Consider the following 13,963-nt stretch of genomic DNA (forward strand, 5'->3'; position numbering starts at 1 on the left):
TGCGATGAGTATAAATGCAAAAAAAATACGCCCATCAAGACGGTCTTTTATGATCATGGCATCGGCATTTGCTGTGAGTAGTGCGGCCATTCCCACGGCTTCGGTCGCTGGGCCACATAATATAGAGCCGATTTATTGGCGTGGAGCCGCGTTGGGGGCCGAGGGTATTATTGAACTTCATCATCCAGATAGGAAAAAAGCGGAAGCCGCCCTTATCCGGTGTCAAAAGGAAATCGACAAACTCGAGGAGCTTTTCAGTCTGTATCGTCCGGAATCAGCTATTTCTCAGCTTAATGGTGAGGGATTTATCAACGACCCGGATATTCGTTTTCTGGATCTTCTCTCGCAAGCTCAGTCTTTTTCAGAAAAAACCAACGGTGTTTTTGACATTACGGTTCAATCGCTTTGGGTATTCTATGCCCATTTCTTCAATAACCCGGCGACAGAAGATGTGAAACGCCCCCGCCCTGCTGATTTGCAACAGGTTTTGAGACGAACCGGTTATCAACATCTTGAAATCTCAACGCGTAGAATTGCTTTTAGCAAGCCGGGGATGGCGATCACCCTGAACGGTATCGCACAGGGTTATATTACGGATCGGATCAAAAACCTCCTGAAAGAAGAAGGTTTTGACAATGTTCTGCTCTCCCTAGGGGAAATTGCCACAATTGGTCCAAAGGTCGACGGATCAGCGTGGCAGGTGGGTCTTGAAGGGGGGATGGCTAAAGAGGATACAACACAACGGATCATTTCCCTGCAAAACCAAGCGGTAGCGACATCTGGTGGATATGCAAGCCCGTTCAGTTACAGGTCCACCGCCAACCATCTGCTTCACCCAAAAACAGGGCATTGGTCCTCACTGGAAGGGTCGGTATCCGTGGTCGCTAAAAAGGCTGTGATCGCCGATATGGCCTCTACCGCACTTGCATTGATGACCCACGAGGAGCGCGCGCGCTTTTTAAACAGTCAAAGTGTGATTGATGCTGTCTATTTCTCATCCTCTAAGGATGGAGAAAACTGGAAAGCCTGAGATATTCTACTTGTCACCAGCAGTGAGTGCATGGAGTTTTTCCCTGTTGGTGACAATGACCCTTTTTCGGCTGCTCTTCACTAGACCATTTTGCTCCCATCCGCTGAGAAGTCTTGAAACCGAATGCAATGTTGTCCCTGACAACTCCGAAACGTCCTGACGGGTTAGAGGAATATCGATCAGAATCCCCTCCTCCACTTCTTTACCCGCTTGATCAAGCAATTTGAGTAATGCAGCCGCTACACGGTATTCTACCTGTTCGGTAGCAAGCTCGATCACCCGCTCCTGCACATCCATCAAACGGCTTCCAAGTGTCTTGTTGGCGGCGCAACAAAAGGAGGGGAACTTTCTGACCGTCTCCCCCCAAAGGGACATGGGCCACGCCAGAGCGACACAATCAACGGCGGCAACAGCATTGGCAGGATAAGTGTCGCGTCCAATAGCCTGCGCGATACCAAACAGTTCATTGCAGGCGATATATCGGACAATGATCTGCTCTCCCGCCGGGCTTATTCTCACAACCCGGATATACCCATCCAGCAAAAGGAAAAAATGATCTGCCGTTTCGCCTTCTTCAAAATAGTGCCCGTTTTTTTCAACGCGCCTGGCACGGCTGTGGCCGATAAACTCTTCCAACTCAGACCGGGAAAAGTCCGCGAAGTTGGGTAGATGAGAAATTAGGGCAACATCAAGCATGTTCAAATTACCTAATTTTTATTTGCCAAAGCGCAAAGAAACAACACATGGGCGGATGTTAGCTTAAGTCTTGAAAAAGGAAAAGTACTGTCGATCGTTCCAAAGGTGACACCGAAATGAAGGATCCCAATATGCCGAGTTCAAGAAAACGCGATTACGAAGGCCCCGCTATTTTATCCTATGGGTTTCGTGTGTTTTTCCTGGCGGCTTCCCTTTATTCAGGGATCTCTATCGTATTATGGCTCCCCATTTTCCAAGGCCTTCTCGAACTCAACAGTGTTTTCGCGCCTGTTGAATGGCACATTCACGAAATGCTCTTTGGGTTTGTTGCTGCTGTAATCACCGGTTTTTTATTTACGGCGGTCCCTAATTGGACTGGAAGACTCCCTATAAGGGGACTCCCTCTTTTTGCTCTATTTGTCATCTGGTTTGTTGGACGAATAGCTGTTGCCTACTCAGACACCATCGGCTGGATACTGGCGATGGTCTTTGATTGTTTGTTCCTAACCGCCATCTGGATTTCCATCGCCATTGAAATCATCGCTGGAAAAAACTGGCGAAATTTGAAAGTCCTGGTCCCTCTTACCGTCCTGTTACTTGCCAATATCTGTTTCCATTTGGAAGTGAGCTTATATGGCGGGGCCGACATGTCCCCCCGCATCGCTTTAATGGCGGTTATTGCATTCATCCTTCTTATAGGCGGACGTATTGTTCCGAGCTTCACACGAAACTGGCTTGCCAAAAATAATCCGGGGGAACTTCCAAAATCATTTTCCACTTATGAAAAAGTGAACCTTGCAGTTGCTGTCCTCTCAATGATTTTATGGGTCTTTTTTCCGCAAAGTAACATCACAGGATTGCTTCTTTTAATATCCTCAGCCCTTCTAGTCGGTCAGCTTAGCCGTTGGGTTGGATATCGAACAACGCAAGAGCCTTTGGTTACCGTGCTTCACATCAGTTATCTTTTTATTCCCATCGGATTTTCTCTACTTGCTTTATCCGCTTTTATACCCGACATGTTTCTACCGGTTACAGGAACACATGCGTTAAGCGCGGGCGCCATTGGCGGCATGATATTGTCTGTGATGATCCGGGCGACGAAAGGTCATACCGGCCAGGCGCTTACAATAACCAAAGCCGACAATATTATCCTCAATCTTGTCTATCTATCGGCCTTATTCCGTATCTTCTCAACCGTGCTTCATGAAAATTCAATGGAACTCCTGCATATCTCCAGCGCTCTTTGGGCCTTCGCATTCCTGGGTTTTGCAATAACTTACTGGAAATCTATGACGCAGAAGTAAAATGAGGGCTAAAGGGGTTTACTGGCTTCTCTTTATATGTGATATGAAATTCTTTTCATGTAATCATTTGGTGTATAAACTACCATCAAATAAATACCTTCTATGAGAAACTCTCTTTAACGGTACATGAATGCAAAAAATCGCAGCAACAATCTTCTTATTGCTCTTACTCTCCTCGTGTATCCCTGAAAATTCTTCGGATTATGCTGAAGTAAAAGTTGGCGAAAATTACGAGAATTTTCTTCGTATCGGTACAGCGGACATGCAAATTCCCCTCCCAAAAGGGGTTTGGAAGTTAGTTGGGATTCATAATTATAAGAATGATGTTGGAACCACATTCTCTGTCGGCCTGTTAGCAGACATTCAGGATGGGCTTTTAGAACGCTCTATAGTTTTTGAAGTTCCTTTGGGAACCACTCGAACAGGCTATGAGAAAAACGAACGCTGTGAGCGGGGCACGTATCAGTTCACTAGAAACCGCTTTAATGTGGAAGGTGGTATTCAGGATTGTTGGTACGTTAATCACAATCTATTTCGCATGAACGCTCAATTCGAAGAAACAGACCTCAAACCTGATTATATGAAACAAGCAAGGCGTTTCTTTATCGCCAACGACGTGAAAACCCCAACCGAAACTGTCTATGTCAAATACCACAAGGCCAGTTCAACCAAACTAATGAATGTCTGGTATCATTTTAATCCAGAAACAAAAGGATTTGCAGGCTCTTCTGCTACATCATGGGGGAAGAGCAGCTGGCACCGAGATCAAACGAAATCTGATCCCACCAGATCCAAGTATATTCAGGACCTAAAGAACTGGGGCATCCGATTTGAAGAGTTCGTGACAGCAGGGTTTGCAGGAAAAGTTGGTGAGAAAGGTCAGATCCCAGACATGATCGAGTTGGCTAAGGACTTAAAAGGAAAAAAACCATCTCCAGAAGCCAAAATGGAGCTCGCAAGGCTAACAGAGATGCATAGTGAAGGCCACATCACGAGTGAAGAGTATGGTGAGCTTGTTTTGTACATAATATGGAAATATTAATCATATTCATTCATTCCTTATACGGAATTAAATCCGCCAACGCGTCAATCCCTGTGTTAGACATGCATTCATTATCCGTTGGATCCAGCGCGCACATGCGTTTTGATTGCGGGCGAATGTACCAATCAATAACCGCTTTTTGATAAGCCTGTTCCGCTGTCATCTCGTCGGTTGCAGTTGGGATCGTGACCTTATTGGGAAGGGGTAAAAGCAGTTTAATCACATTGGGATTGCCGCTTGGCATCGCCGTCTTCAGCTTATCTGCAACACAATTAAACCAAGTCTCAACCGGACAATTTCCTTCCAATTCTCCTTTTTCACCAGGGGCACGAAGTATGGACGGCAGATCCAACCTGAACTTCTCCTCCGGCGCATTGGGAAACCAGTTCCGATCCACTTTATCCAGCAAAGCCTGATCTGGAAGGCGGCCAGTGTAATAGGCATTTGATATTTCAAAAAGGGCCCGGCGGACATCCAGTATTTCATCCTGAATCTCTTTAAAATCCTTCACAGAATAACTTGTTTTGTCGTGATACCCCTTCATATTGGAGATAACATTCTCCAGATCCTCATAAACAGACGTCAGCATCCAGTAATAGTCTGTAATGATCTCAAACGCATCTTCGTTTGAGGTAAATACGAGGCTATCTGCATCCGGTATTTCACGGTAACTCCTAAGTTCAACTTTATGGAATTTGGGATCTTTAGAAGCCTCTGTTGGTAAGCTTTTCAACTTCTCAAGCAGATCGTCTTTTGACGTGGGAATTTCCCCGCCTGCCCCGCCAATCTGCAGAAAATGAATATTGAAGTCCGTTGAGTCGCTTTTTGATTTCTGGGTTTGCTTTGACGCAGCGCTGGCGCTGACCGATCCGTATTTTGCTTTAACGGATGCGGAAATGATTTTGGCATCCGCAACACTTTTGGCAGAAAAATTAATCGTCGCAATCAGTTCTGCGCCGCTATAAATGGCGGAAACATAATAATCCCCACAATGTTCCCGAAATCTATCTGGGGATTTCACCTTGGCGCGAATAAACGGTTTAAACGAAACTTCAGGAGAGGAGTAATCAGATTTGCGGCTATGAGGCCTTAAACCAGCAGCGTTTCCAAAACCCATTCCTGCTTTTTCATCTTCCAGCCCTGGATAAGCATTGCGAACCCGACCAGGCAATGCGGGTGGCCCCACAAATAGCACCCCGTTATTAACCTGCGCGTTTAACAGAATGGTCGTACTGCTGGAATTGACCTGACGACTTTTGGCAAAGCTCGCCTTGGCACTTCCTGATGCCACTATACTTTTGGCTTCTACCGCTGCGCTGACATTCAAACTGTCCATGACCTCTGACTGATCAGAGACCTCTTTCAGATCCATGGTGATTTCTTGACCGCTCGAGCGAATGGGGGAGAAATCTATGCAGTGATTGGGAATAATTTCACCGCGCCTGGAATCCCATCCCATACCCAGTTCGACACCCGACGAGGGGGCTTCAATCAGCATCCGCGCCGGGATCTTTTGGCTATATTTCCCAGAAGTTTCAGCAGCTGCATTTTCTGTCTCTGCTTTGCAGGACGATAAAACAACCGCAGACATCAGCAGCCCTATAGGCGCAATTCTTGATAACCCCATCACCGCTCCCCCCATTTGGTAAGCGTATCGTATTAGAGATATCTAATTTTGTCTATTGATTGCTTGTGCAAATCCATCCCATCAAGCGGCTTCTTTTAAAATCATCTTTAACTGCTCATCCATCATAGCTGGCGAGACTTCCAGAATTTCAGCGTTTACAACATTTTCAGCAACAAAAGGGTCATTGTTTACCCTGTCTTCCAGATCCTCACGAGAGCTGTTATGAGCCAATAGGGCACCGCCCAGTCCGGGCTGCAGACTACCCGCCATGAGGAAAACACTGTCGTCAAAACCTTGTTTGATCCATTTCTTATGATCTTCCATAAACTGGCTGGCCTGGCTTTTATTGTCTGAAAATTTAAGCAATATAATAAACATGAAATTATTCTCCTGATCAGTTATGCAGCGCATTGTTGTTCGATTTCAGATAGCCAGTTCATGATCTGATTGACTTCATTCTGAAGAAACGTCTCTTCCCCAAATGCGTTTGACAGGGTTGCAACCCCTTGACTGTGAGCCAGAACATGCATGGCAAGTTGGTCCGCGTCATTTTTGCGTCCCATTAGTTCAAACTGCCGATGAAGCCAGGTTCGAAATAAGGTGAACAACTCATTCGCTTCATTTGCCGCGTCGTGATTAAGCTTGGCAAGCTCTGTGCTGAGCGTTCCAATGGGGCAGCCGTAACTTTTGATCTTTTCTTTGTTGACGATAAGAATGTTGATGAAGCTTCGAATGCGATCAGCTGGGGTTTCCCCTTCAATTTCCCATTGGGCCAACATCGCCTGTCTATCCGCTAGTCGCTTAGCAATAACGGCGTCAAGGATCTGATCCTTGGTCTTGAAGTGATAATAAAAATTTCCCCGAGAGATTTTCACGACATCTGCGATATCTGCAAAAGACGTGATTTCAAACCCCCGTTGATAGAAGAGGTTATCTGCAACCACGACTATCTGATCACGTGTATTGATTTTCGCCATCATTAACACCCTTCACTTTAGGACAATTGTCCTATTAATCTGAATTAGGACAATTGCCCTAATTTGTAAAGGGCGTTTTTTAGATGCTCGCAGAAAGGGGCAAATCTGCTTATGACAAGATCAAGTGTAATCGGTCGATTTATGATACTCAGGACGGCTGGAAAAGTTTCAGGAAATTTACAAGGTCTATCAGACTGCCATCCACGTCAATATCACCCCCTGCGTAAGCCACAGCGGGATTGCGACGCTTGCTTAAGATTTCTTTCCAGATCAAAGAATTGACCGTGACAGTGATATCGGCATTTTCCATCAATGTCTCACGGACTTCCGCTACACCACGCCGAAGATGGATCGTGTAATTCTCATTGATATCAGGGAAGGTGAAAGCAACCACGACATTCTCATCCAGCGCGTCCTCTGCCCGCAAATTCACTGGCATCGCCCGCATCATATTACCAACGGGCAAGCTATGCAGAATTTTGATGGGGCTTTTAGACGGGTCGATAGGCGGAATGCTCACCGTACCGTCCAGTTCATAGGAACGGGTGAGATAATAGTTCCTGCCATTTGCACTGATCTGTGTTTCGGCCAAAGCTTTAAGCGCCTGCGCCTTAAGGCCTTTGGCTTCTTCCTTATTCTCTGAAACAAGAATCAGGTTATCAGATAGTTCCGCAGCCCATTGATAGTCCTTATCGCCAAGCGCCTGTTTCGTGGCATCCAGCAAACTAGTACCGCTGCTTGCCAGTTTTGCCATGCGCGTCGCGCGTTCTCCTTTTGGCAAAGGATGGAGTTCTGTCGCATTCCCGCTAAACCAGCCCAAATATCCGGTAAAGACAGAACGAACGGACCAATCAACCATACCATAGAATTCCTTCAGGTAGGGGCTATTTGCCAAATGGTCAGGCAACTTGACCCGTTCAACGATTTCATCTGGACCCAAGTCTTTGTTAATCCAGCGAACGGTCTGGTCATGGATAAACTGAATTGCATCCCGGTAGTCGGTCAGAATTCCATCAATTTTTTCCGCTCCGGACAAGGGGCGAGAGTGACTTGGTACCAAAAAGTCCGGCTTCATATCCCGCATCATATCCAGACTTTTGGACCATTCTAGTACATCCCTGTATGACGTTCCGCGAATGGCATAAAGGTTTGGAAAGGCTTTATAGAAATTATCACCCGGTAACAGGACTTTTTTCTCTGGCAGCCAGACAAATAACTGATCCGCGGTCTCGCCCGGTGCGTGATAAAGTTCCATCTTGATACCGGCAACCTCGGTTTTCAAAACCTTGTCAAAGGTAATGGTGGGCCGCGCCAGGCTTAACGCATCCTCGCCCACCACATTGGCAAGGAAAGGCCCGATCCCATCATTAATTACACCTCCCGGCGGTAAATGATTGCCAAACTGGCGCATGGAACGTTTGTAAATGGCGGGCTGGATAATATTCACCACACGGTCGATGTAATGGTTGGTCGTCTCATGGGCATATACATCAGGGGTGTCATCTTCAGCAAAAACACCTGACCCAAAAATATGATCTGTGTGATTATGGGTAAAGACGATTGCTTTTACCGGTTTATCAGTGATTTTTTCAAATTCTGCCTTTACGGCACGGGCACCGGCATTACTCTCCATGGTGTCGACAATGACAATCCCGTCATCCCCTTCCAACATGATGGAATTGGCAAGACCAAACCCAACGGCCACATATATCCCGTCTGTGACCTTAATAACCTCTTTTCGAAACTCTTCTGAATGAGCGCTGAGTTCAGCATTTGCGTCCACCCTTACAGGTGTTTTCTGTTTTGGTGTATCGTCGCATGCACCTAAAAACAAAGATGCTGCAAGCACCGTTGCCACAGACGATAATTTTATCAATGAGGTCAATTTTTGTCTCCGTCCATGCCTAAAGAAGCTTATTATTTAGTGAAACTTGAAAGTTTCAGGGAATTTTGAACCTGATGAACCACTGGATAGTCTCCCTCTTCGCTAATCAAGAAGCGCCCGAGCACCCAGACCATTTCCGAAGACGATGCAATCACCTCATGGGCACCGGTATCTCCTCTATATCCCGGCGGGGTTATCAATACTTCTTGTGGTTTCCCTGTTCCATGGGTTCGGCTCGCCACATACCCGATCACATCCGTATCTTCGTTATAGATTGCAAAACTGTAATAGGAGTTGATCGCCGGAATGGAGAGAAGTTTTGGCCCTTCCGAAAGATCCACAAAAACAGAAGAATAGATCGTATCCTGATTTGGCCGGACAATTTCCCGAAATTCTGCACCTACAAGTTTCCGAAGATGCACCCACTGCCCATTCCCAAATTTCTCAGAACTGGCTTTTGCTTTCTCGTGAAAGATGTGACGAGGATAGTCTCTTATGCCTCCAAACAATCCGGCACCTAAACCGACGATTGCCAAAAGAAATACCAACAGAATTTTAGCGATTGATTTAACTGTCATCACCGCCCCCTACAATTTCTTGATCATTGGTAACGAAACAGACGCCGGGGCATCAATCATCACTTTTTTTGGAATGTAATAGCGAAGCGTCAGAGAAAATCCGCCCGCCTTTGGCGCGGGCAACCAGTTTGCCGGTGCGTCAGGCTTTGTTGCAGACACGATGACAGAAAATGACCCATCAGGGTTTTTCTGAACCCCGCTTCGCTCACTCAGTGAATTGATGCCTGCTTCATTTTCCACAAAGAAATGATCATCTCCGTATAAAGACAAACTCCAAAAACCGCCGATTTCATGCAAAGGTGTCGCGGAAAACTTCACTTCGTATTTCTCAGCGCTGTTAAGCGCTACCGCGGTATCATCATCTGTGGACACCCAATAAATCGCCTCATCAGAGGTAAGCGCCCCTAATCCGATATGAGCGACCATGGCTTTAACCATGGGGTGAAGGTCCACTGTTGCAAGTCCTTCATATGTTTTCCAAGGTCCATTTTTAACGGCCGTGCTACTGCCATCCTGACTTTGGAAAACATAGTTCAGAACCGTACCCACCGATCTGAACCCAACAATCCCACTTATAATAAGAACCACTAGACAAATGGCCCAATATCGAAATCCGCTCATTTCCATCCCGATCATTATTTTTCTTTTTTCTTGTATGGAAATTGGTATCATTGAATGATAGTTATCAAAAAGAGAATGTTACTTATCAATGAGATGGAACGTGGATTTTGAACTGCGCCAACTTCGCTATTTTGTAGCCCTCTCTCGACTACAGAATTTTCGGCAAGCCGCCGATGAACTAAGGATCAGCCAAGCGGCCCTTACCAAGAGCATTCAGAAACTGGAAGATCGACTCCAACTGAAACTGTTCGATCGCACCACCCGCACAGTGATTGCAACTGATGCTGGAGAGCATTTATTCGCTTATGCAACAGATGTGCTATCCAAAGCCGCTGAATTGCAGCAGGAAGCCGACTTGCTAAGGGGAGCATCAAAAGGGAATATCAGCATCGGCACTGGCCCTTACCCACCGGAATGCCTGATCAGCCCAGCCCTTCAAAAAATGATCGGTCAGGATAAAAACATATCCGTAGATATCCGTATCGGTGGCCCTGAAGAAATGCTGGCGGCACTTCTGGATCGACGATTAGATTTTGTAATCTATGATGTCTCCAATTACGAGGTCTCTGCCAGGTCAGAAAATATTGAAGTAGAACTTCTCCCTCCCGAACCTGTTGTTGCCCTCTTCAGAACAGGGCATCCACTTGATGGCACCATTATGAGCTTTGAAGAAGGGATCAAATACCCTTGGGCCACTCCAACGCCCCCCCCTTTCTTTAAGAGGCGCCTACCACCAGAGCTTCGCGTGATCAACGGACCCCAATTTAACATGGATAGTATTTCCGCCTGTGTTTCCTTGGTTCGCCGGACCGATGTGATGACCCTCCTCCCACTTTCCGTAGCCATAGATCTTAGTCAAGGAGGAGAATTCAGATATACTCGGACCGCCCTACCCTTTGTCACTAATATGGGTATTCACTTTGTTAAAGGGCGCACACTCTCCCCCGCCGCAAAAGACCTGATCCGCGAAATCAGGAAAGTGGCAAATTCTAATAGCAAATTGGAAGCATAAGATGCAGCGGTCCCCTATCACTCTAATCCAGCGAATGATCTTTCAAAAAGCGGAATAAGTTTCCGGGACCCGAAAAGGCTTAGGTGACTACCATCACGATACAGCGGAATAACATCCGATGTTGTGCCCTGACACACATTTCCCTCACACAGAATATCCGCTGGATCAATAAGGGTCACTCCACATTCACGAACAGCTCGATTGAGGAGGACATCCTGTGCAGATGTGAGTTTTCTATGGAGTGCTATAGGTTTATCGAAATAGGCCTGATTAAGGTCGGAAATTGTCCCGTTGAGAACACTCTGAACCAATGTCTTGACGACAGGAACTGCGGTAGAGGGTACGGATTTCATAACGAAGACTTTTCTGCTACTGGTGATCTTGCAAACCATGTCCAACCAGGCATCCCCTACAGATAGATCCTTTTCCGCTCCATCTTTCTTATCCAAATAGCGAACCTTACTCCAACGGCCTTTTTCCTTTAGATATTGCGGAAAATTATTGGCCAACAGCAGAGGAACAGATACAGGTACCGCGTCCAACATTTCCTGGAAATTCTCGTAAGCCCTCTTACATCGGCTGAATTTTTTATCAATCGGTAAAGTATGTTCGTATCCCCTAAAAAATATACAAGCGGCACTGCCCGACAAAAGAAGGTTCAAATTTCTATCTTTGAAACTCACTTCCGAAAGAGCATGCGCGATCGCCATCGCATGGCTATCGCCACTCAAAATTAAATCGGGTTTCCACTTTGGTGTTTTTACTTTCTCGCCGGCGGTGAGATAGCATGGTTTTGCGTTGTTGGGGCATTTATCTGCAATCCCCTCCAGCAAATATAGTTCGGGGTTTTCAAACAGATAGGTTGGAATATTTTCAAAAGGCAGACTTTCTAATCGTTGAACCACGCCACTGTTTTCCCGAACCGCTTTCGCGGAACCATACACCCCCCCGAGAACAATAAAAGTTGCTGCCATTGCCACAAGAGGTCGCCAATTAAAACCGTTAGCTTGTCTCCGTTTGGCGTACGTGTTTGCTGTCTTTTCGATGAAATGAAAAGAAAGAGCGCTTAATAAGAAAGTGGCCAAAATAGCGATAAACGTCGCTCCAGCACTTTCTTCGTATCCTGTATATTTTTGTATAAGCCGAACTGGCCAATGCCACAAATAAAGCGAGTAGGAAATCTGGCCGACATAATGAACAATCAGCTTAAACAAAGACAATCCGGGCACTGCCAAGTGAGGTAGGCAGGCACTTGTGGCCAGAATTAGAACGGCTCCCACTGTTGACAGAATTGCCCAGCCGGCCGCAAAGCTCTCATTCCCAACCCCTAAAGCAGCTGATACTAAAATCAGGACTATTCCAAAAGAGCGGAGGCCCTGCTGCAGTTTACCGGGCTGCGCTTCCATTGTGAGATTATATACTGGGAAAATAACAATCAATCCCCCTGCCAGCAATTGCCAGGCTCGGCTTTGCAACAGATAGAATGCTACATTCGCTTCTTCTCGGGACATTGCCCAAATATAAAAACCCAAACTTGCCAGGAAGCCCGCAACTAACAAAACGCGGACACCAATCAGTCCAAAAATCTTATAAATCAAGATCAATAGGAGGGGATAGATCAGATAAAACTGCATCTCTACAGAAAGAGACCAGGTGTGCAGAAGCCATTTTAGATCCGCTCCCGTATCAAAATACCCCGTTCCCCTGGAGAAGGTGATATTCGATTTGAAAGTAAGGGCATGATTAATGTTTTTGGCGAGGTATGCGTAGTCGAAGGGAAAAATCAAAAACCAGCCCAAACCACCTAAAACCAGACACAACATAACCAATGCCGGTACAATCCTGAGTAGCCGAGAAACATAAAAACTACCCAAGTTGAACTTCTTCTGGGTCAAACGGGAGAGGATGATCGCCGTCATCAAATAGCCCGAGATTACGAAAAAGACGTCAACCCCAAGATAACCACCCAGCGCAAAATCAAAGTCAAAATGAAAGAGAATAACGGCAGTTACTGCAAACGCCCTTAAAACATTAATATCTTTCCTAAAATTGACGTTCAGATGAGAGTTTTCCGCGCTAATCAGTGACATCCAATTTACCCACACGCCCATTAAAGGCATTTCTGTTTTCTGAAGTTTTGGCGATCTTAATCAAGACCCGCTCCATTATCCAGTTATTCCCAATTTCAAAAGAAGTTACTCAAATCCGGCTTCTTCTTCCGCACGGTCGATACTGTACCAGTATCTTGAAGGGAGGTTTCGGATACGATCGGAAAGATATGGATTATCAATTTCAAGCGCGGTCATTTTTTTCAAGGGAAATTGGGTAAGTGCCGCACGGATATTTGGATGAGAGAAAAAAAATCTTTGAAAACTTCCATTTTTGTAGGCGCGATCAAGTCCCTCTGTCAGGATTTCATGAAGTCTGGAAGATTTCTTGTTGAGGTAGATGAAATAGTCGAAGGGGTAGGTTACCAGCAGATTTCTATCGACCGCAAAATTATACCCGTTTGCATTCTGTTGCCTGATCTCGGTTGCCGCCTCATTCAATCCACGATTAAATAGGTCATATCTTTCCTTGTCCAGCATGGGCCAAAGATTGTCATAGGTGGATTTCGCCACCTGAAATCCAGCTGCTTCAAAAATATCTGTGTCTGGCCAACCTTCACCTGAACCTATTATGAATTTCGATAACTGTTGGATTGTTTTAACGTCATTAAGTGGAGAAGGACCTGCTTTTCGAATAAACACTCGATGCCCCAAAAGACCCCGCGTTAGAGGGACGTCGACCTGTAGAAATGTCTCTTCCCTCTCTTTGGAATATCCTGTGAAAAACACATTAATATCATCCCGATATTCAAGTATTTTTAACACGCGCGTTTGTGTCACTCCGGGCATAGGAATAACCTGCAGCTCATGATCCCCATCAGCCTGCTCCAGGGCAAGGCGGATAACACCAATTTCATAATCAAAAATATCAAGATTGCCGTGCAGTATGGCGAGCTTGAAAATTTCTGCCGAGGCGCGATCAGTCGGTATGGCCAAAACTGTTAGCAAAGCAAATAGAAAGCGGATCAACAGAATCTTCATTTACGCACCAGAGAAATATCCTCTTTCAGGAGTTGAGACAACAGAACCACAACACTCTAATATAATGCGTGAATTAATTAAAAAAATGTGCCTTTCGGAGAC

Annotated in this window: 13 protein-coding genes; 4 read left to right on the forward strand and 9 right to left on the reverse strand. The window is 45.8% G+C overall.

Features of this window, described 5'->3' with window-relative positions; genetic code table 11:
• The first annotated feature begins 4 nt into the window (after positions 1 to 4).
• Positions 5 to 1,030, forward strand: coding sequence for an FAD:protein FMN transferase (locus tag GUA87_RS03635; RefSeq protein ID WP_193715148.1), 1,026 nt, complete (start codon positions 5 to 7; stop codon positions 1,028 to 1,030).
• Between the two features lie 6 nt (positions 1,031 to 1,036).
• Here GUA87_RS03635 and GUA87_RS03640 read toward each other — a convergent pair whose 3' ends face one another.
• Entirely contained in the window at positions 1,037 to 1,726 is a 690-nt protein-coding gene (locus GUA87_RS03640) for a Crp/Fnr family transcriptional regulator (RefSeq protein WP_227711669.1), read from the reverse strand.
• A 131-nt stretch (positions 1,727 to 1,857) separates the two neighbouring features.
• Here GUA87_RS03640 and GUA87_RS03645 point away from each other — a divergent pair, with 131 nt between their 5' ends.
• Together GUA87_RS03645 and GUA87_RS03650 are read left to right on the forward strand one after the other, a co-directional pair.
• Positions 1,858 to 3,030, forward strand: a complete 1,173-nt coding sequence (locus GUA87_RS03645) for an NnrS family protein (RefSeq protein ID WP_193715150.1) — start codon at positions 1,858 to 1,860, stop codon at positions 3,028 to 3,030.
• Positions 3,031 to 3,160: 130 nt separating this feature from the next.
• The gene (locus GUA87_RS03650; RefSeq protein ID WP_193715151.1) at positions 3,161 to 4,072 is read left to right on the forward strand and encodes a hypothetical protein; all 912 of its coding nucleotides are present in this window, start codon (positions 3,161 to 3,163) and stop codon (positions 4,070 to 4,072) included.
• A gap of 10 nt (positions 4,073 to 4,082) precedes the next feature.
• Here GUA87_RS03650 and GUA87_RS03655 read toward each other — a convergent pair whose 3' ends face one another.
• The 6 genes from GUA87_RS03655 to GUA87_RS03680 form a co-directional block, all read right to left on the reverse strand.
• On the reverse strand, positions 4,083 to 5,699 hold the full coding sequence (locus GUA87_RS03655) for a hypothetical protein (RefSeq protein WP_193715152.1): 1,617 nt from the start codon (positions 5,697 to 5,699) through the stop codon (positions 4,083 to 4,085).
• Positions 5,700 to 5,780: 81 nt separating this feature from the next.
• Positions 5,781 to 6,077, reverse strand: coding sequence for a YciI family protein (locus GUA87_RS03660; RefSeq protein WP_193715153.1), 297 nt, complete (start codon positions 6,075 to 6,077; stop codon positions 5,781 to 5,783).
• 20 nt (positions 6,078 to 6,097) lie between these two features.
• A complete protein-coding gene (locus GUA87_RS03665) occupies positions 6,098 to 6,676 on the reverse strand; it encodes a TetR/AcrR family transcriptional regulator (RefSeq protein WP_193715807.1) in 579 nt (192 codons plus the stop codon).
• 148 nt (positions 6,677 to 6,824) lie between these two features.
• Entirely contained in the window at positions 6,825 to 8,561 is a 1,737-nt protein-coding gene (locus tag GUA87_RS03670) for an alkyl sulfatase dimerization domain-containing protein (RefSeq protein ID WP_227711671.1), read from the reverse strand.
• Positions 8,562 to 8,593: 32 nt separating this feature from the next.
• Positions 8,594 to 9,139 (reverse strand): DUF1254 domain-containing protein, encoded by a 546-nt coding sequence (locus tag GUA87_RS03675; protein WP_193715154.1) that lies wholly within the window; start codon positions 9,137 to 9,139, stop codon positions 8,594 to 8,596.
• A gap of 9 nt (positions 9,140 to 9,148) precedes the next feature.
• Positions 9,149 to 9,760: a DUF1214 domain-containing protein gene (locus GUA87_RS03680; protein ID WP_193715155.1), complete on the reverse strand. Its 612-nt coding sequence runs from the start codon at positions 9,758 to 9,760 to the stop codon at positions 9,149 to 9,151.
• A 100-nt stretch (positions 9,761 to 9,860) separates the two neighbouring features.
• On the opposite strand from GUA87_RS03680, the gene GUA87_RS03685 reads away from it, so the two are divergent.
• Complete coding sequence (locus tag GUA87_RS03685; RefSeq protein ID WP_193715156.1) at positions 9,861 to 10,772, forward strand: LysR family transcriptional regulator; 912 nt, start codon at positions 9,861 to 9,863, stop codon at positions 10,770 to 10,772.
• Positions 10,773 to 10,789: 17 nt separating this feature from the next.
• Here GUA87_RS03685 and GUA87_RS03690 read toward each other — a convergent pair whose 3' ends face one another.
• Together GUA87_RS03690 and GUA87_RS03695 are read right to left on the reverse strand one after the other, a co-directional pair.
• A complete protein-coding gene (locus tag GUA87_RS03690) occupies positions 10,790 to 12,862 on the reverse strand; it encodes an acyltransferase family protein (protein ID WP_193715157.1) in 2,073 nt (690 codons plus the stop codon).
• A 105-nt stretch (positions 12,863 to 12,967) separates the two neighbouring features.
• Positions 12,968 to 13,861 (reverse strand): hypothetical protein, encoded by an 894-nt coding sequence (locus GUA87_RS03695; protein ID WP_193715158.1) that lies wholly within the window; start codon positions 13,859 to 13,861, stop codon positions 12,968 to 12,970.
• Between the last annotated feature and the right edge of the window lie 102 nt (positions 13,862 to 13,963).

Origin of the sequence: Sneathiella sp. P13V-1 (assembly GCF_015143595.1) — a bacterium.
Classification (GTDB): domain Bacteria; phylum Pseudomonadota; class Alphaproteobacteria; order Sneathiellales; family Sneathiellaceae; genus Sneathiella.